Raw genomic sequence first — 24,376 nt, forward strand, 5'->3', positions numbered from 1 at the left:
GCTTGATATGAGCCACGCTGAAATTCGGGGCGTTCTGGGAAAATGCGATTGTAGAAAAAATACTCAATCAGTAGATAAAAATCCCCTTTTCCCGGCCAACTTTCCACGACACCTCACCGCCGCGTACTGTCCCTGCAAGCTGCTGCCCCAGCCGCTGCTCGATCACCGGTTTCCACGGCACTAAACTGAACCCCATACCGTCATCGAGCAACGCGTAGCGTCCGCTGGCGAGCATCACGCTGCGCCGGTAGATACCGGCCACGCGCTGTCCCTCCACCGTCGGGCGGTGTTCCAAGCCAGTTTCCGCAGCGATTTCCTTGGCCACCTGCACCAGCTCCCGGTTGCGCAGCGTGCCCAGGAGGTTGCGCGCCAGGATCACGCGCTGCCCGCGCCGCTCGGCCAGTCCCTGTTCAACCAGGAAGTCGGCGCGCTGCTGCATCGCCTGCTTGGCCTCGCCGCCAAAGCCCAGGTCGCCCAGGCCCGAGCCGCCGCCGATCAACTGCTGATCCAGCCAGGTCGCGCCAACGACTCGGGCCTGCCGCTCGATGGGCAGGTGCGATTTCAGCTCCACGGCCACGCCGCCCAGGCGCTGCGCATCGTACTGGCGGCCCCGCTCTGGCAGGTCGCCCGGCACCTTCCATAGCCCCTCGGCCACGCGCTCCACGATGCTCGCCCGGCGCAGGGCCTCCAGCCGGCGGACATGGGCGGCGACAACCTCTTGCGGGTCGCGGCCAGGTATGGCCTGGCCTTGTGCGATGGCGAGGTGATGGTCGGTACGGTACAGGCCATCGCTCGCCAGCGCGGCGATGTTTTTGTCGGCCGCGCGCACGTCGGCCGAACCCTTCACCTCCACCACGGCGCCGGCCGGATAGTTCGCCAGTTCGTCGCGGGCGTTGAGCGCGACGTAGTGGGCCTTGCCGTCCACTCCGTCGATGACCAGATAGCCCCGGTCGCGCAGCTCGTCGGCCAGCCCCTTCGCGGCCACGCGGCCGAGAATGGCTCGGCCATCGTCGCCTGGCTCGAACACCGCCAGTTCCCGCGGCTCGCCGCGCATGGCCCGCTGCATGGTGCGGATGATGTCGCCACGCTCGCCCAGGGCGCGCAGGGTCTTTTCCGCGTCGGCATGGACGGCCCAGGTGCCCGGCTGCATCTCGTCGGCCAGGCCCAGGCGCTGCAAGCGTTGCAGGCGGCCGATCAGCAGCAGGCGCTGGCGTTGCAGCCGCGGTTCGTTGAACCGTTCGATCTGCACCCGGCCATCCTCGCCGGCCTCACGTTGCAGCGTGCGATCCAGGCTCGTCCACCGCTCTTGCTCGACCTCGCGCTGCAAGGTCTGCTGGATCTCCAGCTCGGTACGCGGCCCCAGCCATTCGGTCGCCAGTTCGGCGGCGCGATGGCGGAAGCCATCGGCGATGTAGTCGCCCGCGATGATGAGGTCTTTGCCGGTGTCGTCGCGTCCGCGCACGACGATGTGCGTATGCGGGTTATCGGTGTTCCAGTGGTTGACGGCCACCCAGTCGAGGCCCGTGCCCAGGTCGGCCTCCATGCGGCCCATCAGGTGCCGCGTGTAGGTGCGCAGGTCTTCCAGCTCGGCGCCATCCTCGGGCGAGACGATGAAGCGGAAATGGTGCCGATCGTCGGCGCAGCGTTCCTTGAAGGCGTCGAGGTCGGCGGTATCGGTCCGCGGCCCGTAGGCTTGGCCCGGCTCACCATCGCGGCCCACGCCGTCGCGCTCGATGTAGCGCAGATGCTTGGCGAGCGATTGCGGGCTGGCGTTGCGCTGGTTGACCAGCAGGGTCTTGATGGTCACGCGCCGCGACATGGGCGTCAGCTTCGCGCCCGCGAAGCGCGCCGCCGTGTGACCGCGCCCCAGGCGCGAGCCGGGCCGCTGGCCTGTGCCCTTCCCGGTGCCACTGGCAGCGCCAGGACGACGCGCCGACGACTTGCCGCTGCTGGCCTTGCCTGCTTGCTTGAGCACCTTGGAAACGAAGCCCTGGCCCCGGTTCTTTGGGGCGCTGAGGCGGATGCGGAAATCATCGTCGCGGCGGTCGGTCATGGCTGCGCTCCCTGCAAGCTCCGGCGTGTCCAGTTGTGCGAAGCACGCGGACACGCCTGCATCGGCGCGGGCCTCGCGCCCCAAGCGGCACGGCGGCGAAGCCGCTGCGTGCCGCGCCACCCCCACGTGCAGACTAGCTTTGCGGGCCGACAGGTGCCGCACCCTTTTGTCTTGCCTTCCGCATTTGCCTCCCCTGGCCTTCCGCATTTGCCTCCCCTGGCACCCCAGGCTCTCGCTCCCAGCACCTGCGGCCCGGCGGCGCTGCTGTACCCGCAGCCAGCGCCCCGGCGAACACGGCGATGGCCGCAGGCCAGCCGTTTTCGAGGCAAGACGCCTGCACGTGGGACGGCTGCGCCGAAGGCAGCGCGAAATGCGGTGCTGGATACGCAGGATCGGCATCTGCACTGCACGCGCGACGACACGGCGACAAACAGCAGAACGACACGCCCGATGGCACGACAAGATGCGCGGTAACGTGCAGCGAGTAGGCGGCCATCATGGCTGCTTCTCCAGCCAGACCGGGCGCGCAACGCCGATCACGGCGGCGGCGCTGATCGGCCCGAAATACCGGCTGTCGAACGACGCCGGATTGGTGACGCTGAGCAGGAACAGCTCGCCGGGCCGAAGGCGGCGGCATTGCTGCCAGGATGGCAGCGGCCGGCCCCAGCGATCGGCAGACAGGACGGCGGCCGAAGGCACGCCGTCGATGCGAACGCTGCCTCCAGTGATGCACACCTCTTGCGGCGCCACCGCGCCCACGCGCTTGAGCAGCGGGATGCGCGTCGGCAGGTAGCCGCGCTGCGCAGCGAGCGCGGCAGCCTCGGCAGGCAACGGAACCAGCACGATGCTGTCCACGTGCAATGACGGTGGTAGCGGACGCGGCAGCGAATCGGCGCGGTGGCCCAGCGGATCGACGCGATACCAGCCGACCGCCACGCTGTCGGACGGGTTGTAGGTCAGGCGCGGCAGCGGATGCACGAAGGACGCCCAGGCCAGCGCAGCGAGGCCGCAGGCGGACATGCCCGCCAGCACGAGGCGAGCGCGCAGGCGCGAGCGAGGATGCGTGACAGCAGTGGAAACAGAAACCGTGGTCATGACAGCGCCCTCCTGGTCAACCAGGCGGCGTGCCGCTCTGCGCTGTAGTCGGGCAGCGGCAAGCGCGCCGCGAGCCGGTTGCCCAGCGTGCGCCAGTACGCAGGCGAGGCTGTGGAGGGCGTGATGCCCAGTGCCTCGATCGCTTCGATGCGCGCCAGCACTGCACGCACCGACTGTTCACCCTCGGCGTGCAGCAACAGGCGCACGCCCGGCTGCACACCGGGGATGCGCTGCGCGCCATCCATCGGCATGCACGCCTGCATCACCATGAGTTGCCAGCGGATCGTGCCGTAGTCGTTGGCCTGCCAACGGATGCGGCATAGAACCGCGTTCGGCGTGAACATCGCGCAGCGGCGCCAGCGGTCGAACCGGATGATGCGCGCAGGATCACCGAAGCGCAGATAGAGGTCGAAGCGTTGGTCGATGTACGCGAGCGCAACGCGCGTCAGCGGCACGCCGTCGGCCCTGCCGACAGGCGGGATGGACGGCGGCGCCAATGCAGTCGAAGCCGTCGAGGCGGGTGTGTTCATGAGGACTTCTCCGGGAATTCGCGCTCCAGCAGCGCGCGCAGCAGATCGGTCACCGTCACGCCCTGCGTGAAGGCCGACACCTTGATGCGCGCCCGCATGGCGGGCGTGATGTCGAGCGTGAGGCGGGCCGTGTAGAGGTCGACTTTCTGGAGGTCATCGGCACTGCCCTGGCGAATCCACGCCTCGGCGTGCGGATTCGCGGGCGGACGCGCGCCGATGCCGATGCGCTTGCCCGTGCGCTTGCTGGCAGGACTGCTCATGACGGCCACCGCAGCAGTTCATCGACCAGCGCGGTGATTTCGCGCGCGGCGGCGCTGTCTGGTGCCGTCTCGCGTGCGAGCCGACCGGCGGCCACGCTATCGGCGAACACGATGCGCTGATGCACTTCCGCGCGCAGCGCAGGAAGTGGCTGCTCGGCCAGCGCGCCGCGTGCTTCGCGTCCGATCACGGTGGTGCTGACGCGCCGATTGATGACAAAGGCCGCGCGCAGCGCAGGCCGGAACACCTGCGCCTCGCGGATCAGCGTCACCATCTCGGCGCTGGCCCACAGGTCGTAGGGACTGGGCTGCACCGGGATCAGCACGCGCTCGGCCGCCAGCAGCGCGGAACGCGCCAGCGCCGCGATGCGCGGTGGGCCGTCGATGACGACGTGATCGGCCCGCCGGGCGAGTTCCGGCGCTTCCTGGTGCAGCGTTTCCCGTGCGAGGCCCACGGCGCTGAACAGCCTTGGCAAACCTTGCTGGCTGCGGCGCTGCGTCCAATCCAATGCAGAGCCCTGCGGGTCGGCGTCCAGTAGCACGACGTGCTGGCCGCGCATCGCCAGCTCGCCGGCGATGTGGGTGGCAAGCGTGGTCTTGCCTACGCCGCCTTTCTGGTTGAGCAGCGCGACGATCATGGCCTGGCCCTCCGTGTTGGAAAGCTGGGCTGTTGCTGCCGGTTTTCGTGCCTTGCGTTCGCCGGTTTGGTGGTTGTCCACCGTGGCGCGGCGCCTCTACTAAAAGTTAGAGAATTTAAGTTAGGGAAGTTAGGAGAGGCCGAAACCCGCGCCAGCATTGGCTTTGCGGCCGATGGACACGTCTGATAGCACGATAGTCCCACGCCTGATAGCACGACACCTGGCACGCCTGATAGCACGAGCCCGTCCACAGGCTTTGCCCCGGTTATCCCCGTGCCGTGGGCGGCACGGGCCGAAACGTCAGCAGCTCGACGCCATCCAGCCGATCGATGCCCAGGACGTAGCCGGGCAGCGACTGCCGCGCCACCAGCGCGCGCAGATCGCAGGCGAAGTCGTAAGGCTTGGCCGTGCTGCCCGACTTGCGGTAAAGGTGCTGGAAGTCGAACTGCCAGCCGCCAGGCTGCCGTCCGCCGTGCTTGCGCACCAGCCGGTACAGCCATCGCTCGATCCCGCCCGTGAGCCGGAAATACGCCGGGTCGATGGTAAGCACCAGTGCCGCATCGAGCACACCGGCAAAGAACCAGTCCGGCAGGATCAATTCGAGGCCCAGCGGCGTGCCCTTGGCGTCGGCCAGCTCCTTCCACTCGTTGATCCACGAGAACCGATGCAGCCGCCTTCCCGTGGTCTCCCGGATCGACGTGGCCACCGTGGTTGATTGCAGGCGATCCAAAGCCGCCTTGAGGCGCTGGTAGTCGCGCAGCGACGTACCGCGCCCGATAAAGCGCAGGATCTCGTAGGGCGTGGCCTGCATCAGCCGCGACGGGCGCAAGCCCGCGTCGCGTGCTTCCACGATCTGCGAGGCCGCCCAGATCAGCACGTCCGCGTCCCAAATCGTGGCGATGCCATGCTCCTGCGTGCCCTCCACGCGGATGGTGACGTTCCCGCTGCGAAAGTCGATCGGCGCAACGCGCCGCGACTTCGCCAGCGAGAAGAACGGAAAGGCCATCAAATCTTGGCTGTCGCGCGGCGCCATGTCGCCCGGCAGGGCGCGGAACAGGTCGAGCTGTTCGCGCTCTGGCACGGGCCGCTGCCGGGACGGCAGCGCAGGGCTGGACATGGCGAAGGCCACCCGCGCGCAAGCGGTCAGCGCGCACGGCTGTCCGCCGAGTGCTGCTCGGCATACTCAGGATCGGACGTGCTCTCGAAGCTGCGCTCGGCGGCCCAGGCATCGAGGTCGGCCACGGCGTACATGACGCGCCGGCCGAACTTGCGAAACTTGGGGCCGCTCCCCAGCACGCGCTGTTTCTCCAGCGTGCGCGGCGACAGGCGCAGGTAGTCGGCGGCTTCGTCGTTGGTCAGATAACGCTGCGGCTGTGCGGCAGCGGTCGAGACAGTGGCGGGAACGGCGGCAGGCCGCAAGGGAGCAGGACGCATGGTGAGAACCTCCATCGGTTGCAGGGCTCCGGCCACATAGCGCAACCGGATGGAGGCAGTCTCAGAAAACGAAGCCCTCGTGCTCAGGGTCGTTTTGCACTCTCTTCAAAACGACCCTTCTCAAGCGGCGCAAGCTGTGCTAGGCGGCGATAGCCACCGCGCATCAGCGCATCGCCACGCCGCACCAGGCGGCGCACCTTGGAGCGCAGGCCGCCGTCGCTGTACCAACCGGCTGCGGCATCCACGCCGAACAAGCCCTCGGCCACGTCGCGCAAGGACGCACCCGCGAGGGTGGCGTCGAGCACCTGCAGCGTATGCAGTTCCAGCAGCGCGGCTGGGGGCGGCCGGGGGCGAGCCATCGGCGCTGGCGTGTCAGGCACGTGGGTGGCCCCACGGCCACGGTAGGCATGGGCCACGGCCATGCCGTCCTCCAGGCCAGGCGCCAGCGCATAGCGCAGGCAATGGCCGGGGTTGCGCGCGATCAGCGCCAGGCCCTTACCGTCGTGGAGCAGTTGCTTGTGGCCAGGGATGCGCCAGAACGCGAAGGCGGTGGCATCCGGCGGCGGGTCGGCATCAGGGTAGAGCTGCACCACGGCCTCATGGCCGGGGAGCCAGGCCGGATGCGCGTCACGCGCATCCAGGGCCGGGTCTTCCAGCAGACGCAAGCCCCACCGATGCGCAGCATCGGGGCGGCGCGCACGGTGCAGCCAGTCAAGCCGGTAGTCGGGATGGCGGCGCAGGTACTCCCAGGCCAGCGCCAGCGTGTCCAGGCACAGCACGTAGAGGTAGGCGGCAGTCGGATACCAGTGCGCGAGGTGGTGCGGTTCGGCCATGACGCAAGCTCCCGTAGAGCAGGACCGCCGTCACCGGTTTCACACGCCAACGTCACCGCATCGAACTAGCATCCAATCGTGAATAAGCTGGTAGATTAGTAATCTTGCGTGTCAAGACGAAAAGCATCCGATGGATTGCGTGGATCGTCTGAATGCGACGGTGGCGCGCAAGGAAATGCGGCCTCCTGCGATACCCACCGTGCCCGATGGCACGGCTGGCGTCATGACCGTTTGCGTCAGGGTGGCACTGGTTTGGTGCAACAGTGCGGACTAAGACCTGATGGGTCTGGAGCAAGACCGAAATAGTCTCAATGCGCCCGGCTTGGCTTGGCCGCGAGCGACTCAATCGAGGACGGAACCGTTCTCCTGAGCCAGCCGCAGGTACTCCGACAACGGGCGCACCGCCCGGAAATACCGGTCCCGCATCACGGGCTGTTTGCTCGGCCCGACGATGGATGCGAGGTCGGACAGCTTGATCTCGCCCAGCTCGGGCATGCCGATCCCCAAGTCGATCAGGCCATGGGCCGTATCGCCGTCGGCGGGGTCGAGCGACACCAGCAGCCAGGTGGCGTGTGCGTCCGGCGTGAACAGCCGCACCACGGGCAGCGGGTCGATGGCCCGGCCAGCGGCGCGGGCCTGGCCGTGTTCCAGCAACAGCCTGCGCTCGTCCTCGGTGATGAGTTGGTTCATGGGCGTCCCCTCATTCACACAAAACCGCCGAAGCGTGAAAGCGCAGAACCGTATCGGCGGGTTTGAGGAAAGGCACAGAAGCGGCTTTGCGCGTCCGTCCAAAGCCGCAGATACGGATTTCCGTAAAAGAACAAAAGCGGCAGATCCACATGAATGAACACTATAGATTGTAGTCCTATAGGGCGCAATCGACTGTCATCTTGGATTTTGGGGAGATCCAGGGTTGGCAGCGAAACATACATTGTCGGAGGCACTAAAGACCATCAGGAAAGCGCGTGGATTGAGCCAGGAGGCGTTCTCGGACGTGTCCAGCCGCACCTACATGAGCACGCTGGAGCGCGACCTCAAAAGCCCCACCTTGAACAAGCTGGCCGAGCTGTGCGAGGTCATGGAGATTCACCCGCTCACGCTGCTGACGCTGGCCTATGCCGGCGACGACCTGCAGCAGGTCGATCAGCTTCTGGTGCAGGTGCGCCAGGAGTTGGAGACTGTGGCGAAGAAGAGTGACACGCCATAGCGTGCGTCGGCGCTGGCATGGCCGATCCGGCGCCACCGGTTCGGGGACTGCAGGGGCGCCAAGCATCGCGCGGCGGGGATAGGCCGCAGGGCTTTCCCCCGGAGGCAAGCAAAGCGCGCAGCGCCGTAGGCGCGAAGGCGTGAGGGATTGAAGCCGGATGGCCGTGACGGCGAAGTCGGCACGGGGCGCAGCCCGCAAAGCCCGGCGGTGCAAGGCACCGACACGCCCGGCCGTTCTTGCAACCGAAGGCTGCAATACCCAGGAAGCAACTCGACACGGCGCAGCCCAGGCGATGGTGTTGCCTTCCTTGAAGTGCCGCGAAAGCAGCACAGCGCCCCGCCGCGTGGGCGGGGCGCTGGCGGCCGTCAGGCCGCCTGGGGCTTGCTGCGCGACCAGATCAGGTCGTGCGTGCCGTCCTCGGCTTCGATCAGGCGGGCGTAGACCGTGGCCGGGAACGAAGGATCGTCGAGGGTCACGGAGATGTACTCCCGCCCGGCCTCGCTGGTCTTCTTCCACGCCGCGCCGATGTCGTGACTGGCCGCCTGCAGGCGGAAGTCCGGGGCCTTCTCGCTGTCTCCCTTGTCGTTGGGCACCAGCTTGACCTTGACGTTGAGCGTCAGGGTGCGAAGCGTGCCGGTGAAGCCGTCTTTGTCTGCGGTGAAGCTGCCGATGTTGGCCATGATGAAACTCCTTTTGGTGGAACAAGGTTCGCGCCCATCGCGTCCTTGTTGTGATCCGGCCGGCGGGGGACGGGCGGGCTGCACCGCTTGCGGTCGCAACGCAGTGGAGAGCCGGGAGGCGAAAAGAATTTGTCCCGCGAGGAATCTGCGCAGCAGAGGGGAAATTGTTTTCGCTGGACGGTTGCAGCCATGGAGCCCGAGGCGCAGCCGCGCCACCGCCAGGATTCACAACAACCCAAGGACGCCTTGGGCCGAACCGCATCGAAAGGAGACAGGGCCGGCTCGGCATCCCCGCACGAAGACTGCACCGGCTCGCACCCAGACGCGGGCCAGGTCAATACCCCAACGACAGACGAGAACGCCCCGGCCGCACCTTGCGGCGCCGGTCTTGAGGCGTGACGTGGAAGCTCCATAGCGATGCCGGGCGGGATGTCCGTGAACCGTCCTTCGTGACGTGATGTGCGAGAACCGCCAGCGTTGAGGACGGCACGCATTCGCACAACCTGCCGCAGCAAGCCCTGGCGTACCCGCCTCAGCCCCGCCAATTGCGGTGGGGCGCTGGCCGGGCCGATCCGGCGCAGCCGGTTCGGCGGTATCGAGGGGCGCCAAGCCTGCGCGACGGGGATGGGCCTTGTGCCGATCCCCCGGAGGCAAGCGAAGCGCGCAGCGCCACAGGCGCGAAGGCGTGAGGGATCGAAGCCGAATGGCCGTGACAGCGAAGTCGGCACGGGGCGCAGCCCGAGAGCCCGGCGGCGCGTCGCGCCGACACGCCCAAACCGTTCAGAAAGCGATCATGAGCAGCCTACAGATGCGGCCTGAGCCAGAACCACAATGCAGCCCCCATCGCCAGCCATAGCACCACGATCATCGCTGCGCCGAATCGGCTACGCGGCTTGGCTCCTTCCACCCGCATCCATTCATCTGCCTGGACACGGCATTGCGTCAGCACATCGGATGGCAGCAGCTGCACGGTCAACCAGATCAAAACCGGCAACAGGATCACATCATCCAGATAGCCTAGCACCGGGATGAAGTCTGGAATCAGGTCAATGGGACTGAGCGCATAGGCCACCACGAACAGCCCCAGCGCCTTGGCATACCAAGGCGTGCGAGGATGTTTGCCGGCAAACCATAGCGTCACGTCGTCACGTTTGATGCGCTTGGCCCAGGTTTTCAAGGTGGTGCTGATGCTCATGACAAAAAGTGTGGCATAGCTGAATGACGCGATCGGCACATCCAGGCATCGCGCTCCACCGCGATGCCTTCAATGCCACCGCCTGAGCGCCAAGCGAGGGCGGCGGCTTTCTGATCAGACTGTTGGCTTTGAACACCGGGCGCGGCCACTGCCGCGCCCGGATTTTTGAAGTTTACCGCGCCCAGGGCGGAACGGCCTGGGCGCGGTGCTGACGATGGTTATTCCTTCGTCTCGATGATCCACCACGCGGCCCGCGCCAAGGCACGGCCCGTGATGGGATGAATGTCGGTAAGGTCGGCGCGGGCTGTCCAGGCCGAGGGCGGGCGGTAGCCGCGCACGTCGCCATCGCCGTGCCAGCGGCGAGCGCGTACCGTGCCGGGGGAGTAGATCGCCGCCATGCGTGGGCGGCTGGCGGTAGTGCGGGTCATGGGGGTTGCTCCTGACAGCGAAGCGCCCCGGTCGAGGCCGGGGCGCGTGCCTTCAGCGCGGGTCAAGCGGCCAACACTTCAGCGGGTTCATCCGCCTCGGTGGCGACTTCCTCCGCACCGTTCTGCGGGTCTGCCTCCGGCGCGTCTGCCGTCTTGAAGATGGCAGGCATCCAACCCTTGCCGTTCACCAGCCGCTCGGCCTCGCTGGCAATGTCGGCCTTCTTGAGCTTCGCCAGCCGATTGACGCTCTCGGGCGCAAATTCGCCCACGGCTTGCAGAACCACCGCCTTCGGAACGTGCTTGAAATAGCCTTCCGCAGTGGGTTGCCACCATGCGGCCATGTCGAGGCCCACGGCCTGCGCGAGTGCCGCGCCGGGTTGGTGCGGCGTGGCGCGAGGCGTCACCACGTCCGCCGCCCCCGCCATGCACACGGCCAGCAGCTTGAGCAGTTCGCCTTGTTCCATCGCCAGCAGCGTGGCGAACAGTTCGGCGCTGTCCTCGGGCAGCTTGCCGCTCCATGCCTCTTGCAGTTCGCGCAGGGCCACAGCGGCGGGTGAATCGGGCCAGTCTGGGGCCATGCCTTCCAGCCGGTCTTGCACCGTCAGGCGCACGCCCAGCGGTAGATCATGGCCGTAGTAGCGGCCCTGCAAGACGGTCTGCACCATGCCATGCACCAGCGCGGCCAGCGCCACCTGTGGATGCTGGGCTACCTCGATTTGCAGTGCAGCGGTGCGATGGGCGCTCAGGCGCTGAGCCAGTCGGTCGGAAATCGCTGCGGCCTTGGGCGTTTCGTCGTCCTCGCCGTCCTCGGTTTCGCCCTCCACACTACCGAAGCCTTGGCGCAGCTTCTCCAGCGTGCGCAGCGTCTTGGCCTCGGCCTCGCGCAGCAGCCCGCGATGAATCACGGCCTCGCCGTTGCGGTCGATGGTCACAATGGCACCGGCTGCGGCCTTCACGTTCGCGCCGTATCCCTGCAAGCCTTCTTCCAGCGCCTGCAACTGCTCGCCCAGGGCTTCGCCTTCCTCCTGCAAGGCATCGGCCTTGTCCTCGTCGTCGGCGTCCGTCGCGGCATCAATGGCTTCGGCCACCTCCTGCATCTTGGCTTGCAGCTTCTCGATGCGTTGCGCTTCGCGCTTGTTGGGTTCGCGCCGCTCCCTCGGGGCACGCTGGAAGGCGTGCAAGTCGGCATGGGTCATGCCCGGCGTGGCATCGGCCCAAGCCCAGCCCTCGGCCTTCACCTCGGCGGCGATGCCCGCCAGCTTGTCTTGCGCCAGCCGTTCCAGCAGCGCGGCGTCGGTCAGGTACACGCCCGCATCGCCTTCCGCGAACAGATCGCGGCGGATGCCGCCGCCCGCCTGCTCGTAAGCGTCCAGCCCGACGAAGCGCACCAGCGGATGCCGGTAGGCATCAATCTCGCGCTCGGTCAGGCGTTCGCGCAGCGCGGACGGTTGGCGCTGCCACTGCGGCGCATCGTAGAACGCGGCTTCCTGCGCGGCGTGGTCGTCGGTGATGGACAACGCCATTGCGTATTCCACGCGATGGCGGACACGATTCCAGGCTGATGGCGGACAGTGTTCCAGCGTCATGGCGGACACCGTTCCACGGTGAAAGCGGACAGCATTCCATGTTGATGGCGGACACCTGAGCGGTGTTCTGAGTGACCCGAACGCGGCATAGGCTGCCCGGTTTTTTTGACCGGAACCAGCGATGCCCACACCCAGGGTCACCATGAGCAAACTACGACACACACTGCAACTGCTGCACGGCGGGGCCTTGAGCACCCGCCAAATCGGCGCCGTCCTCGGCATCTCCAAATCCACCGTCAGCGAGATAGCCAGCTACGCACGCGTGGCCGGCGTGGACTGGGCGCTGGCCCAGGGCTTGAGCGACGAAGACCTGCAAGCCAGGCTCTACCGGCCACCGGTGGCGCGCGAGTCCCGCCACCTGGAGCCCGACCACGTCCACATCCACCGCGAACTTCGCCGCCCCGGCGTCACCCTGCAACTGCTATGGGAGGAGTACCAGCAGCAACACGCAGGCCAAGCCTACAAGTACAGCGCCTTCTGCGAGAAGTACAAGGCCTGGGCCCGGCGCCTGCAGCGCTCCATGCGCCAGAGCCATGAGGGCGGCGACAAGCTCTTCGTGGACTACGCCGGCCAGACGGTGCCCATCGTGGATGCATGCACCGGCGAGATAACCCCCGCGCAGGTCTTCGTCGCCGTGCTGGGCGCATCAAACTACACCTATGCCTGCGCCACCCTCGGCCAGAAGGCGGCCGACTGGGTGGCCAGCATCATCGCCGCGCTGGAGTTCATCGGCGGCGTGCCCCGCCTGCTGGTGCCCGACCAGCCGCGTGCCCTGATGGCGCGGCCCGACCGCTACGAGCCCACCGCACACCGCCTGCTCGAAGAACTCTCGGCGCATTACGGCCTGCCTGTCATGCCGGCGCGCCCGGCCAAGCCCCGTGACAAGCCCAAGGTGGAAGTCGCCGTGCAGTCGTCGAGCGCTGGATTCTGGCGCGGCTGCGCCACCAGACCTTCTTCAGCCTGGGCGCCCTGAACCGGGCCATCGCCGCGTTACTGGTGGACCTGAACCAGCGCCCGTTCAAGAAACTGCCCGGCTGCCGAGCCAGCGCCTTTGCCGAACTCGACGCGCCGCTATTGCGTGCGCTGCCGTCGGTGCGCATGGCCATAGCCCGCTTCAAGCGCGCCCGCGTGAACATCGATTACCACGTCGAGCTTGACGGCCACTACTACTCGGTGCCCCACGCCCTGGTGGGCGAGGCGGTGGAGCTGCGCATCACGGCCGCCGCGGTGGAAGTCCTGCACGGCCACAAACGGGTGGCAGCGCACGCCATCAATCCCCGCCGGGGCGCGCACACCACCACGCCCGAGCACATGCCGGCCTCGCACCGGGCACACCTTGAGTGGACGCCTGCCAAGCTCATCGCCTGGGGCGAGCGGGTGGGCGCGGCGACCGCGGCCGTGGTGCGCTGGCAGATGGAGCACCGCCAGCATCCCGAGCAGGGCTACCGCTCCTGCCTGGGCCTGATGCGGCTGGGACGTGAGTACGGGGCCGAGCGACTGGAGGCGGCCTGCGCGCGGGCGCAGTCGATTCGCTCACCGTCCTACAAGAGCATCGCCTCCATCCTCGGCTGTGGCCTGGACCAGCGCCTGCTGGAGGCACCCATCGCCGTACAGGCCAGCCTGCCGCTGCACGAGAACGTGCGTGGTCCGGGCTACTACCACTGATGCCGACTGACGATGCCCAACACCGCTACCCCTACACCCGACACCGAAAGAACAATCATGCTCACCGAACAGACCCTGAACCAACTGCGCGCCCTGCGCCTGGACGGCATGGTGGCCGCACTGAACGACGCTGCCACCCACATCGCTGCCAGCGAGCTGCCCTTCGAGCAACGCCTGGCGCTGTTGGTGCAGCGGGAGATGGACTGGCGCGACAGCAAACGTCTCGAACGCCTGCTCAAGGCCGCCCGGCTCAAGGTTTCCAGCGCCTGCCTGGAGGACATCGACTGGCGTGGCAGCCGAGGGCTGAGCCGGGAAGTCGTCGCCGGCCTGGCCGGCGGGGACTGGCTGCGTCATGGTCACAACGTCTTGCTCACCGGTGCCACCGGCTGCGGCAAGACCTGGCTGGCCTGTGCACTGGGTCAGCAGGCCGCACGCCTGGGCTTCTCGGTGCTCTACGCCCGCGCACCACGCCTGCTGGAGGAATTGCACGTGGCCCACGGTGATGGCAGCTTTGGCAAGCGGCTGGCGCAACTGGCCCGGCTGGACCTGCTCATCCTGGACGACTTCGGCATCGCCCCGATTGCCGCACACGAGCGCAACGACCTGCTGGAACTGCTGGACGACCGGGTAGGCACGCGCTCGACGCTCATCACCAGCCAGTTGCCGGTGACGGCCTGGCACGCCTGGCTCGATGAGCCCACGCTGGCCGATGCCATCTTGGACCGCATCGTGCATGGCTCCCACAAGATAGCCCTCAAGGGTGAGTCGATGCGCAAGCTATCCAAAACCGCCTGAGCCAGCCAAGCCGACCGCCATTCCACGCTGATGGCGGACACTTCGGCTACGATTTGCACGTCACTCAGGACACCCGCGCAGCGTGTCCGCCATCGCATGGAACGCTGTCCGCGATGGAAATGGAATCACTGTCCGCCATCAGTGGAATGCGCAACGCCATCAACTGGTCAAGGCTCACGGCATCGGCGCGATAGTCCGTCATCAGGCGCGGGGAGACATTCGCCAGCTTCAAGCGGCGCTGCACCACCAGCGGCGTGACACTGAAGTCTGCCGCAATGTCTTCGATGGGCCGGCCTTCGGCCACCAATGCGGCGAAAGCCTCGAACTGGTCTGCCGGGTGCATGGCTTCGCGCTGCACGTTCTCGGTCAGGCTGGCGGTGCGGGCCGTGCCATCGGCCACCTGCAGGCAAGGCACGTCCCAATCCTTGGCGATACGGTGTTTCTTCGCCAGCAGCTTGAGGGCTGCGAGGCGACGGCCACCCGCGACCACCTCGTAATGTTCGCCATCGGCGGCGGGAATCACGATCAGGTTTTGCAGCAGGCCCACGCGCTGGATGCTCGCTGCCAGTTCGGGGATGGACATGCGCGGGACGGTCTTGCGCACGTTGCGGCCCATGGGGCGCAGCACCAGCCGCGACAGCGGAACCAGAATCATGTGCTTGCTCGGATCGGCGGCTTGCAGCACGTTGGCGCGGGTGTCGAGGGCTTGGGCTTCGGTGTAGGTAACGGCGTTCATGGTGTATCTCCAATCGAGTGAAACAAGGGAATGGAGGGGAAACCGCCCCTCCGGCGGGGGAACGGTCAAGCCTTGAGGGCGCGCATGCCATCGGCCAGCAGCCACAGGGCGCGGTTCAGGCGAATGTCGGAATCAATGCCCTGCACGGGCCGAGTGCTCTGGCGGCGTCCATTGCTGCTGCGGCCATGCAATCCGCCCTTGGTCAAGTTCTCCTGCGTGCGGTTGAACACGCTCCACAGGTCGGGGCGGCGGTCTTCAAACCGGCGCGGCATCAGGATTTGCGACTCGGTGACAGGCGCGGGCTTGTTCGGGTTGTCATACTTGAGGGCCAGCGCGGCGCGGGCGAACACTTCCGATTCGCCATCGTCCAAGGTGATGGCGCGCATGGCATCGCGGGAATCGCGCACGCGGTCAAAGCCGCTCAGTACCTGATACGCGCCTTCGATCACCAGCCCGGCCACGTCACCTTTGTGGGGCACGCGCACATCGGCCACGGTGTCGCCACAGACAAGGCCATTGCTGCAAACGAACCTGAACTGGCCCGCCAGCATCTGATAGCTGCTCGTGCCATCGTGCGAGTTCAGCAGCACGATTTCGTTAGCCTCCGCGCCGTTGATCTGGCTGGCATGGCGCAGGCGCAGCATGTGCTTGGTGTGCTCGCGCTTGCCTTCATCGCGCACGCGGGTCTGCGTCACCATGAAGGGCTGAAACCCCTCCTTGCGAAGCTCGGTCAGCACGGCGGCGGTGGGGATGTAGCTGTACCGCTCGGAACGGCTTTCGTGCGGGGCATCCGCGAAGATGGACGGGGCCACCCTGCGAATCTGGTCATCCGACAGCGGGGTGTCGCTGCGCAATGCCGGGGAGTGGGAAGCAAAACGGGTTGCAAGCATGTCGTTCTCCTGAACAAAAAGGCTGTTGATGAAAAGCGCACACCGGATTCCTAGATTCGGAGCCCAGCCTTTCGGCTGTTCGGTGCGGTCGGCACGAGGAACCCGGTTGGCCCTGTTGCCACCGTCTTTCCTGAGTTCATCGCCCGCGACGAAAGGGAGCCCGTGGACGGGGGCCGTCAAGGAAACAAGCGCAGGGTGGGTGCGGCCCGCAGGCGCAGCCGAGGACACGGCCCTGCGCGCCTTGATGGCACACGGGAGCGGGCTACAGTCGCGGACAAGGTGATGAAGTCAGGGAAGACGGCTGGACATGGCAACGGTCTCCCCACACGCCGACCGCACGGCAAGCGAAGCGCGCAGGCCCGAAGCTGGAAGCCGGGCCGGAGGCGTCAGCCGAACGGAGTGAGGGAACGATGGAAGCCCGAAGGGGCGAAACCCCGCAGGGGGTTCGATGCGCAGCACGACAGCGCGACCGGCCATCTCCCAGAGGGCCGGGGACGCCCATGTCTTGCTTGCCTGATGGTGTCAGCTGATGCTGAAAACCGGGCCATTTGGTGGCGATTTCGACTGGCGGCCAGAAGAACGCCTACCTATCGTGAGGGCTCCACAGCAGCGGAGTTTTCTCATGACGCAGCAAACACCCACCGAGGATTCAGCACCCGGCACGCCATCGCCAGGAATCTTCCTGCCGTCGATGATCTGGACGACCGACCGCGAGGTGATCGAAGCGGAGAAGCAGCGGCTTTTGGCCATGCACCAGCAACTCAATGTCGTGGTGAACAACGTGGACCATGCCGACGAATGCGCCACCTGGCACATGATGGCTGAGGCATCGCTATGCCAATTGGATCGCGACATTGATGCGTTGTTTGATTGGCTGGAAGCCACGCAGCGCGCAGCGCCCCGTCAGGGGCGCGAAGGCTCATGCTGAGCCAGCGAGACGCAGGCTGGATTCCGACACCGGCATCCACGGCGATGACGAGTCCAGCAGATAGCGCGCACCGCGCGCGTACAGGCCCGAAAGCCCGCTGGGCCGATAGAGCCCGGTGACGCGGCACCGAAACTGTGCCCCGAACTCGTTGGTGAAGATCACCGCGTCGCCGATCGTGAAGCGCAAGGGCTGGCCGTTCTCCGGCGCGAACGGCTTGAGCGCATCATGCTGCGCCGTGATGTCGAGGATGTAGTCGTGATGGCTGCTCATGGCGTGGATCTCCTTCGATGGTTGAGAAAGCGCAAGGAGCGCCTTGCGACGCTCCATAGGCCACGTCAGACAACGACACGCCCGGCCAGCCGCGCCTCGCGCGCATAGGCGCTCAAGCGCTTCTCGGCGCGGAACGACAGGTCACGCTCGATCGGCAGGCCCAGCCTGCCGCGCACCGTCGCCAGCTCGTCCAGGCTGACCCAGCCGATTTCCGGCATCCCCAGGCCCAGGTCGCAAAGACCGAAGGCGTGATCGTGGTCATCGGGATCAATCTCGGTCAGCAGCCAGGTCGCGCCGGCATCCGGCGTGAACAGCTTGACCGCAGGGGCCGGATCGAAATCCGGGTTCTGGAGAGATTCGCGGCCGTTGGCCAGTAGCAGCGCACGCTGCTCGTCGGTGATGAATGCGCAGTTCATGATCGAACTCCTGAAGGTTGCCGGGCGGAATTGCCCAACCCGTTCAGGACACGGCGCAGCGCAAGCAGTCAAAGATCGAAGACGGCCGCCAGGCCGCAAGCGCCGAAGACGCGCAGTCATTGACGGCGAGCACGCCGTGGCACGATGAAGGGAACAGCAAGCCGCCACACCCCACCACCCAGCCACCCCGGTATTGGCAAGCGCAGCGCGCAGGTCCGAAGCGTCAGTCCAGGTCAGAGCGTCCGGGCTTGAAGCCGGATGACTGCGATTCGGCACGAAGCTCGGGGCGCAGCCCATGAGCCCGACGAAGGAACGTCGGGATGCAGGCCAAGTTGTCAGCAGGCAGTTGAAAAGCAGTGCTGGCCTTCAGGCGCAGTCAATTTTCTTGATCTTCCGGATACGCCGCCTGGGGAATCGGCACCCAGCCATCGCGGGTGATGCCTGCCCCGATGCGTATGTTCTGGCTTTCAGTTGCCGCCCAGTGCCCACCCCGGTGCAATACAGCGCGAATCACCGACTTCCGCGGATGATCCTCATCCGCCTTGGCAGAACTGCATATGGCATTCCAATGGTGCTTGTCCGGCATACTGTTCAACCGTGGGCCAAGCAATTGATCCAAGACTTCGGTCGAAACGTTGTGTCGCCCGCCGTGATGGGGCACTTGGAAATACCGAATACCTGGCAACGCAAGCCCTGCAAAAGGCGCGTAGTCGATCACCTCCTGCAGTGCTTCACGCCCGGCATCGCCAGTAAGCATGACGCGATGACCGTTCAAGACAGCTGACTGCACCACACTCATCTCATTCTCACGACTGGTCGGCTCAGGCGGAAAATATTCCTCGCCCCAAAGGGACTTGATGTAGGCGGTCGCGGCCTTCACTGCCCGGAATATGCTGCTCAGCGCGCTATCCAAAGCACTTTCTTCAACAGCTTCTGGTGTCTTCGCGGAATCCACAATCAGGTCGAAGTAGCGTCCTAGGGTTGGTGCCATCACCATGAAGGGACCGATGCTCTGCCCCTGAAGAGGGGCATGGATTGGAATCCCCTTCTCCACCGCAATATCCTCAAGAATTGCCGTGGCATCGTAGATTGAGCGCAACTTCCGTCGCAGGGCTTCAACCGATTCATAGGTCTCAAAGCGATCGATCAACTGGTCCGCGTATATCCACGGCCGGTTGATCCAAAGATTCCTGACCGTGCACTGCTCCAGGACTTTTCGTAGTCCATTGGCGTGATCGCGATCTGGGTGCGTGAGGATCACATGGTCGATGACTGTTGTTCCATAGTACGTCTTCAGATGCTCGACTATCTGATCACCCGTATCCAGATACCCACCGTCAACAACGTGCACGCCCTCAGTGCCATTCACCGAGTAGCGCAGCGTGATCGCGTCCCCGCTTTTCGCTGTTTCGACGCCAAGAAAGTCGATCTCGAAGTAGTCAGCCATACATCCCTCTTGTTTTATGCCAACAAAGTGCCGGTGGCTTTGCACCTACCAGCGATCCACCGCACACGTGAGTCCTGTCGGAGTCCATACCAACGACACGGCCGGAAGGCCGCCAGCATCCTCGGCGATGCCGCGCAATGTATTTCGGTCGATACCCGAATGTGCGCCGCCTTTCGGGTGGCTGTGCCACGTTCCTATAAAGGCGAGATACCCCAAAGAGGCCGCGTTTGCGGCGCGCAAGTTTTGAACAAGCCCGTTGGTTCCGAGGACGAAGCGGGCGGCCTCTCGAACACTGTCAGGCGGTGCCTCAACAAGGCCTGCAATGGTGATGGTTCGATTTTCAAACGAGATGCGGCCGATCAAGGCGCCGCCTGTTTCCAGAGCACCCCAGCGCAGCGCATCAGCATGGATTGCTTGCGCAACTGTGGACAGGACCCGAATGTTCCAGCCACCATCGTCTGCGACTTCAAGCGCAGTGGTCGGGCCAAGGCTGGCGCGGGTCCATGCCATTCCAAGACCTTCGGCATCTGAGATTCCGGCGCAAAGCGTCGCTTCCTTCGGAAGCCCATCAACGAGCCATCGTTCCAGTTGCAGGCCGGCTAGTGACGCCGACCGCGAAACAACGGCGTCAGACATAGGCATCGTCAGCGAACGACAGTTGTCACCCACGAAAATCCGGGTCGGCTCAGACGTATCGCCGGCAATCGACGCACGCAGTTCCGGTGCAAACCGGCAGCACTCGAACAAGAACGCCGTGAGGTCGTCAACTCGGCCGGCGCGGCCAGCTCCTTCGAGCAATACCGCCACACAGCGCCCCTGACCATACATCGCGATCCGTGCCAATCGGGCAGGGGATAGATCCAACGCTGCCGATTGTGTTTCTGCAGCCAGCACTTGAAGTGACGCCGTCGCATCCACGATGAGGGCTGCATCCTGCGGAACGGTTGCCGCAAACTGTTCCGGATCGACCAAAAGAGTCACTGCGTCGATGTCGAATGCGCGCGATTGAAGATGCGACAGCGATTCAAAGGCTGTCTTCATCAGCGCCGACTTCCGAGGCGGAACCAGCACTGATGCCCGCTCAATGAGTGCATGCCGCGCGGCGTTGTGAGGCGACATGGATTCGTTGTCGACGAAAGTCATCGAACCAAAGCCCGCTCGCCCCAGTTGCATCGCGACTTTCGATCCCACGCTTCCGCAGCCGAGCACGACCAGCGGCTGTGATGTGGCTGCGTATGGAATGCCGGACGTCCTTGCCAGCAGTTCAGGAGACAACGCATGCGCGTGAAAGGCCGGGTGAACCGTGGCGTTTCGCTCCAGGAGCGATTGAGCGTTGAGTTCATAGCGCACCACATAGGGCAATACCTCGACACTCCTCCCTGGCGAGCCCACAAGCGACGCTGGCCTTTGCACAGCCAGAATCACAATCGCGTACAAACCATGCACCCAGCCATGCGAGTCCTGTCGCATATCCAGGATCGAGCGTCCGTAATAACCGTCCACTCCCTGGGCCAAAGCGTCGCGATCAATGCCAAGCTCCGCTGCTCGATCGAGCAGCGTCGCTAGATCGACAACCGTCTCTGGTTGATAGCGTCCGATCACATGCGGGAGGCCGTCGGTCATCGGAGCGCGCGCGATGAAGGCCGCGGTATGGCCGTTCCCCCATTTGCCCAGCTTGTCGTTGTGAACATCCTGGTAAAACACAGGATCGACTTGTGCGGTCAGTTCGGCGTTGATGATGGCGTACAGACCGCCATCGATCGTCACGTAGCCTGCGGGAACCACCAGAATCGTGCCGTCAGCGGGAGCGGCAGCCGCGACCTTCTCGGCACTGAATACAACGGTCGAAGGACAGCTGTCTCGGCGCGTTGGCTCCCACCCCTGCTCCAGGTCCAGGAGTGTTCCGGCCGCGGCCTTGTGCAGCCAGTCGATCAACTGATCGACAATGGCGTCCAGGCCAAACCGATGCAGCAGCTCGTCCAACGACCCTTCGAATAGGCACGGCGAGACCAACTCGCCTTGGCGATGGGGGTTGATGTGCGGCAAGTTGAGCGGGAAGTCCGCACGCAAGAAGGGCTCGGGTGCGGACAGGGGCCAGTCACTACCGAATACCAGCACGCACGTCTCGACGGCGCGCACTCCGGTCTCAGAGATACCATTGCGCCGAGACCTGTTCGGCAGTTGGACCGCAACATCGACTTCAATCTCCGTCGATGCACCAGTTGTCCTTGGCTCGCCAACGCGGATAAGGCCTCGATGCCGCTGAAGTTGATGCAGTGCGTCTGCGATGGAGCCCGTCATGATGCTCCGTGCGGCATGGGGGTGCGCGCAGAGGTCACCACGGCAGCGGCCTTCGATCCGGACTCCTTCTTCGAGGGAGGCTGCACACCCTGAGCGGTTACGGTGAAAACGAGCGGTTCCACGGACTTTTCGCTGGGGTACTCGCCTGTGCAGTAGAACTCGCCTTTTGCTTCGTCCACGATCGTCACGTACTCACGCTTCGCACGGATGCAGGGCGGATCGCTGTCGTCGTCTGCAATCGGCTTGCAGCTGGCGACGATGACGGCGCCGTCACGGGTCTGCGAAAGCGCCTTGCGGGCATCAGCATCGAGCTTGGCTTTTTCACGGTAGTCGGACCAGCTGTCATAGGACAGCGAATGCCAGGAACAATGATGAGGCGCCTGCATGATGTCGTACTCAAGCACATCTGCTTCAGCCTTGTGGCGTTGCCACTGGCGGTTCCAGATGAACACCTCAGCATCGCCACCAGTAAGGAATTTCGCACCATCCGGCGTCTGCGCGTCAGCCGCCAACGTGATGTTCAGAATAACGCTGGACTGGTTCTTGACCAGGCACTCTTCCTCTTCTTCGTCATCCTGGGCGTCCAGTGGGGCCAAAAGAAACGCAGAAAAGAATGCGGAACTCTTGCCATTGATCGTTGAAAAGCGCGTGTCCACCTTCCGCACAATCGAGGTGAGATCATCGGTTTTTCCGTCGATGTCCTCGCCCATGATCTGAATGCGGTCACCGTTCCCGACGGCGAAATTCTTGTCACGGTTCAGTTGCACGCGCCGACGCGCCTCCGTGTTGAATGCCTTGGCGTCGTCGCTCAAGGTGTGCGTCTTGCTGGCGCGTCGAAACACGATCGGGGACGACCACATCTCGCGGATCACGATTTTCTTGTCCTTGTCGTCCTTCTTGTCGTCCGGGTACTTGTCGAGTGGCCCTAGGTGGAAGTGTCGCTTCAGCCCTCGGCAATGGTCTTGGTCCGGGTGGCTCAGCAGGAACGCATCGACATACGGCCTGCCGTTCTCATCCTTCTTCAGTCGTTCGCGCAAATCCTTGGCGACATCGCGCGCCTCCCCGTCAGGGTCGTCGGCGTCTTGCCGGATGTTTACGTCGATCAGCAGAGTCGTCGCGTCGAGATCGCCGAACTTGATGAGGGTCATGTCCCCGTTGTCGACGGGAAAAAACGTGATGGTTGTAGGCACTGGGGTCTCCGGGTAGACGACCGAAGGATGATCGCGTATAGTTAATGTACGACGATTTTTTATATCCGTCTACTTTTTAGGCGCGACTGATGCAAAAACCTCCCGTTCCTGCCGCCGAACCTGCTGAGCCTAAGGGGCTAAGTTGGGGGTTGGAGAGCAGACTTCAATTCATCGATTTCCGTCTGCGCTGGGAGCGGCGCATCAACCGGATGGATCTCACCGAGCACTTTGGTATTTCGGTTCCGCAGGCATCACTGGACATTTCCAAGTACATGGAGTTGGCGCCGAGCAACCTGACTTACGACCGCAGTTCCAAGACCTACACGGCAGCGCAGAGTTTTCACCCGCTTTACCAACGAAGCTCGGCGCAACGCTATCTAGCAGAATTGCTGGCGACAAAGATGGGAATTGTCGAGCCGACGGCCAGCTTCATCGGCTCCGCGCCGGAGACAGATTGGGCCCCGTCCCCCTGGCGCACGATCAATGAGCAGACTGTCGAAGCAGTGGTCCGCGCAATCCGGCAGCAGGAATCCATTCTGGTGAGCTACCAGTCCATGACGTCGTTGGATGAATCGGTTCGCTTGCTGTCTCCCCACGCCCTTGGCAATGACGGTTTTCGCTGGCACATGCGCGCGTTTTGCCACAAGCGCCAGCGCTTCAGCGATTTCGTCCTTGCTCGAATCCTGCGCATCGATGGCTTCGAGGCGACCCAAGTGGACTCCAGCCAAGATTCGCATTGGCAAACTGTATTGACGCTGGTGCTTGCACCACATCCCGATTTGCCCGCCGCCAAGAAACGAGTCTTGGAGTTGGACTACGGTATGGAAGATGGAGAGGTCAAACTTCCATGTCGCCAAGCGTTTCTGTACTACACGCTGAGACGTTTGGGTTTGCATACCAAGGAAGCACCAGACCCCCTCGCACAGCAGATCACGCTGAAAAACCGCGATGAAATCCAACCCTATATCGACGCTTTGGCGGCACAGGTCTGACTTCACATGACAACATTTTTTGAACTGGTCAAAGACCCCTACGAGCGCAAGGCACGTGTTATCCCTGGCCTTCTGGTGGCCTTACCCGTGCTGGTGCCGCTGTTGTGCATCTACGGGGCGCGGCACCCTGTGCTTACAGGTGTGATCGGCCTGCTGGGCGGCTGCGGCGCTATCTATGCACTTGCGAGCATAGCGCGCGGGCGTGGTAAACAACTTGAAGAGACACTGGTCTCAAAGTGGGGTGGCATGCCCACGACCATCGCATTGCGCCACCGCGACAAATTCCTCGATGGTGTCAGCAAGCAGCGTTATCACACGGCGATCACTGCTAAGTTGGGTATTGCCATGCCAACAGCAGAAGAAGAATCAGCAAACCCAGACAAGGCAGACGACATCTACATCGGTGCCACTAAGCGGCTTCGCGAACTCACGCGCTCCAACAAGCAGCTCTTGCTAAAAGAGAACATCGCCTATGGATTTCATCGCAACATGCTGGCGATGAAGCCTGTCGGCATCCTGTCGTGCCTCATGGGCGTCGCCTACGGATTGTTGATTGCAAAGATTTTGCAGGTAGCACCTCTCCAATTTGACTTGGTGCACCTTGCCGATCCAGGGCTTGCCGCAGGCTTGACATTGCTCATTTCGCTGGCGCTACTTGCCGCATGGCTACTGTATTTCGATCAGGACGCAGTAAGGCGGATGGGATTCGTCTATGCGGAACGTTTGTTTGAATGTTTGCCGTCGTTGCCTTCTTCCTCCTCACGGAAGAAAGCCGTAAAACCGACTACAGACTGAGGTTCTGCCCAATCT

23 protein-coding genes and 3 pseudogenes are annotated in these 24,376 nt (G+C 64.4%); 6 read left to right on the forward strand and 20 right to left on the reverse strand.

Annotation, left to right across the window (positions count from 1 at the left end; genetic code table 11):
* Window positions 1–67: 67 nt before the first annotated feature.
* The 9 genes from P7644_RS17780 to P7644_RS17820 form a co-directional block, all read right to left on the reverse strand.
* The gene (locus P7644_RS17780; RefSeq protein ID WP_404300569.1) at window positions 68–2,053 is read right to left on the reverse strand and encodes a relaxase/mobilization nuclease domain-containing protein; all 1,986 of its coding nucleotides are present in this window, start codon (window positions 2,051–2,053) and stop codon (window positions 68–70) included.
* A gap of 495 nt (window positions 2,054–2,548) precedes the next feature.
* The gene (locus tag P7644_RS17785) at window positions 2,549–3,148 is read right to left on the reverse strand and encodes a S26 family signal peptidase (RefSeq protein ID WP_404300570.1); all 600 of its coding nucleotides are present in this window, start codon (window positions 3,146–3,148) and stop codon (window positions 2,549–2,551) included.
* A complete protein-coding gene (locus tag P7644_RS17790) occupies window positions 3,145–3,678 on the reverse strand; it encodes a DUF2840 domain-containing protein (protein WP_404300571.1) in 534 nt (177 codons plus the stop codon). Before P7644_RS17790 ends, P7644_RS17785 begins: the two co-directional genes overlap by 4 nt.
* The gene (locus P7644_RS17795) at window positions 3,675–3,938 is read right to left on the reverse strand and encodes a chromosome partitioning protein ParB (RefSeq protein WP_404300572.1); all 264 of its coding nucleotides are present in this window, start codon (window positions 3,936–3,938) and stop codon (window positions 3,675–3,677) included. The genes P7644_RS17790 and P7644_RS17795 overlap by 4 nt, the downstream gene beginning before the upstream one ends.
* On the reverse strand, window positions 3,935–4,573 hold the full coding sequence (gene parA, locus P7644_RS17800; RefSeq protein ID WP_404300573.1) for a ParA family partition ATPase: 639 nt from the start codon (window positions 4,571–4,573) through the stop codon (window positions 3,935–3,937). Before parA ends, P7644_RS17795 begins: the two co-directional genes overlap by 4 nt.
* 265 nt (window positions 4,574–4,838) lie before the next feature.
* Window positions 4,839–5,690: a replication initiator protein A gene (locus P7644_RS17805; protein WP_404300574.1), complete on the reverse strand. Its 852-nt coding sequence runs from the start codon at window positions 5,688–5,690 to the stop codon at window positions 4,839–4,841.
* A 26-nt stretch (window positions 5,691–5,716) separates the two neighbouring features.
* On the reverse strand, window positions 5,717–6,007 hold the full coding sequence (locus P7644_RS17810) for a helix-turn-helix transcriptional regulator (protein WP_404300576.1): 291 nt from the start codon (window positions 6,005–6,007) through the stop codon (window positions 5,717–5,719).
* 83 nt (window positions 6,008–6,090) lie between these two features.
* Window positions 6,091–6,840 (reverse strand): DUF2285 domain-containing protein, encoded by a 750-nt coding sequence (locus P7644_RS17815; RefSeq protein WP_404300577.1) that lies wholly within the window; start codon window positions 6,838–6,840, stop codon window positions 6,091–6,093.
* A 342-nt stretch (window positions 6,841–7,182) separates the two neighbouring features.
* A complete protein-coding gene (locus P7644_RS17820) occupies window positions 7,183–7,530 on the reverse strand; it encodes a DUF2958 domain-containing protein (protein WP_404300579.1) in 348 nt (115 codons plus the stop codon).
* A gap of 223 nt (window positions 7,531–7,753) precedes the next feature.
* On the opposite strand from P7644_RS17820, the gene P7644_RS17825 reads away from it, so the two are divergent.
* On the forward strand, window positions 7,754–8,047 hold the full coding sequence (locus P7644_RS17825) for a helix-turn-helix domain-containing protein (RefSeq protein WP_404300580.1): 294 nt from the start codon (window positions 7,754–7,756) through the stop codon (window positions 8,045–8,047).
* A 365-nt stretch (window positions 8,048–8,412) separates the two neighbouring features.
* Here the strand turns inward: P7644_RS17825 and P7644_RS17830 are convergent, their stop codons facing one another.
* The 4 genes and pseudogenes from P7644_RS17830 to P7644_RS17845 all read right to left on the reverse strand — a co-directional run.
* Window positions 8,413–8,727: a DUF736 domain-containing protein gene (locus P7644_RS17830; RefSeq protein WP_404300581.1), complete on the reverse strand. Its 315-nt coding sequence runs from the start codon at window positions 8,725–8,727 to the stop codon at window positions 8,413–8,415.
* A gap of 802 nt (window positions 8,728–9,529) precedes the next feature.
* Window positions 9,530–9,922, reverse strand: coding sequence for a YkvA family protein (locus tag P7644_RS17835; RefSeq protein ID WP_404300583.1), 393 nt, complete (start codon window positions 9,920–9,922; stop codon window positions 9,530–9,532).
* A gap of 218 nt (window positions 9,923–10,140) precedes the next feature.
* Entirely contained in the window at window positions 10,141–10,350 is a 210-nt protein-coding gene (locus P7644_RS17840; RefSeq protein ID WP_404300584.1) for a hypothetical protein, read from the reverse strand.
* Between the two features lie 62 nt (window positions 10,351–10,412).
* Window positions 10,413–11,885, reverse strand: a pseudogene (locus tag P7644_RS17845) (chromosome partitioning protein ParB); the annotation flags it as partial.
* A 172-nt stretch (window positions 11,886–12,057) separates the two neighbouring features.
* Here P7644_RS17845 and istA point away from each other — a divergent pair.
* Both istA and istB read left to right on the forward strand, forming a co-directional pair.
* Window positions 12,058–13,601: pseudogene (gene istA, locus P7644_RS17850) on the forward strand (IS21 family transposase).
* 57 nt (window positions 13,602–13,658) lie between these two features.
* Window positions 13,659–14,396 (forward strand): IS21-like element helper ATPase IstB, encoded by a 738-nt coding sequence (istB, locus tag P7644_RS17855; RefSeq protein ID WP_404300585.1) that lies wholly within the window; start codon window positions 13,659–13,661, stop codon window positions 14,394–14,396.
* A 145-nt stretch (window positions 14,397–14,541) separates the two neighbouring features.
* Here the strand turns inward: istB and P7644_RS17860 are convergent.
* Window positions 14,542–15,132 (reverse strand): annotated as a pseudogene (locus P7644_RS17860) (ParB/RepB/Spo0J family partition protein); the annotation flags it as partial.
* Window positions 15,133–15,197: 65 nt separating this feature from the next.
* Complete coding sequence (locus P7644_RS17865; RefSeq protein ID WP_404303247.1) at window positions 15,198–16,022, reverse strand: DUF932 domain-containing protein; 825 nt, start codon at window positions 16,020–16,022, stop codon at window positions 15,198–15,200.
* A gap of 622 nt (window positions 16,023–16,644) precedes the next feature.
* Between P7644_RS17865 and P7644_RS17870 the strand changes: the two genes are divergently transcribed.
* Entirely contained in the window at window positions 16,645–16,950 is a 306-nt protein-coding gene (locus P7644_RS17870; protein ID WP_404300586.1) for a hypothetical protein, read from the forward strand.
* On the opposite strand, the gene P7644_RS17875 is transcribed toward P7644_RS17870, so the two are convergent.
* The 5 genes from P7644_RS17875 to P7644_RS17895 form a co-directional block, all read right to left on the reverse strand.
* Window positions 16,942–17,220 carry a hypothetical protein gene (locus P7644_RS17875; RefSeq protein WP_404300587.1) on the reverse strand — a complete coding sequence of 93 codons (279 nt, stop codon included), beginning with the start codon at window positions 17,218–17,220 and terminating at the stop codon, window positions 16,942–16,944. The two genes, P7644_RS17870 and P7644_RS17875, sit on opposite strands and share 9 nt — an antisense overlap.
* 65 nt (window positions 17,221–17,285) lie before the next feature.
* Window positions 17,286–17,636, reverse strand: coding sequence for a DUF2958 domain-containing protein (locus P7644_RS17880; RefSeq protein ID WP_404300588.1), 351 nt, complete (start codon window positions 17,634–17,636; stop codon window positions 17,286–17,288).
* A 376-nt stretch (window positions 17,637–18,012) separates the two neighbouring features.
* Window positions 18,013–19,083: a competence protein ComEC gene (locus P7644_RS17885; RefSeq protein ID WP_404300589.1), complete on the reverse strand. Its 1,071-nt coding sequence runs from the start codon at window positions 19,081–19,083 to the stop codon at window positions 18,013–18,015.
* A gap of 45 nt (window positions 19,084–19,128) precedes the next feature.
* A complete protein-coding gene (locus tag P7644_RS17890) occupies window positions 19,129–21,384 on the reverse strand; it encodes a ThiF family adenylyltransferase (protein ID WP_404300590.1) in 2,256 nt (751 codons plus the stop codon).
* Window positions 21,381–22,574, reverse strand: coding sequence for a metallohydrolase (locus tag P7644_RS17895; protein ID WP_404300591.1), 1,194 nt, complete (start codon window positions 22,572–22,574; stop codon window positions 21,381–21,383). The genes P7644_RS17890 and P7644_RS17895 overlap by 4 nt, the downstream gene beginning before the upstream one ends.
* Before the next feature lie 89 nt (window positions 22,575–22,663).
* On the opposite strand from P7644_RS17895, the gene P7644_RS17900 reads away from it, so the two are divergent.
* A complete protein-coding gene (locus P7644_RS17900) occupies window positions 22,664–23,566 on the forward strand; it encodes a WYL domain-containing protein (protein WP_404300592.1) in 903 nt (300 codons plus the stop codon).
* A 6-nt stretch (window positions 23,567–23,572) separates the two neighbouring features.
* Window positions 23,573–24,361: a hypothetical protein gene (locus tag P7644_RS17905; RefSeq protein WP_404300593.1), complete on the forward strand. Its 789-nt coding sequence runs from the start codon at window positions 23,573–23,575 to the stop codon at window positions 24,359–24,361.
* Window positions 24,362–24,376: the final 15 nt, after the last annotated feature.

This window comes from Alicycliphilus denitrificans (assembly GCF_044792555.1).
GTDB classification, from domain to species: domain Bacteria; phylum Pseudomonadota; class Gammaproteobacteria; order Burkholderiales; family Burkholderiaceae_C; genus Alicycliphilus; species Alicycliphilus denitrificans_A.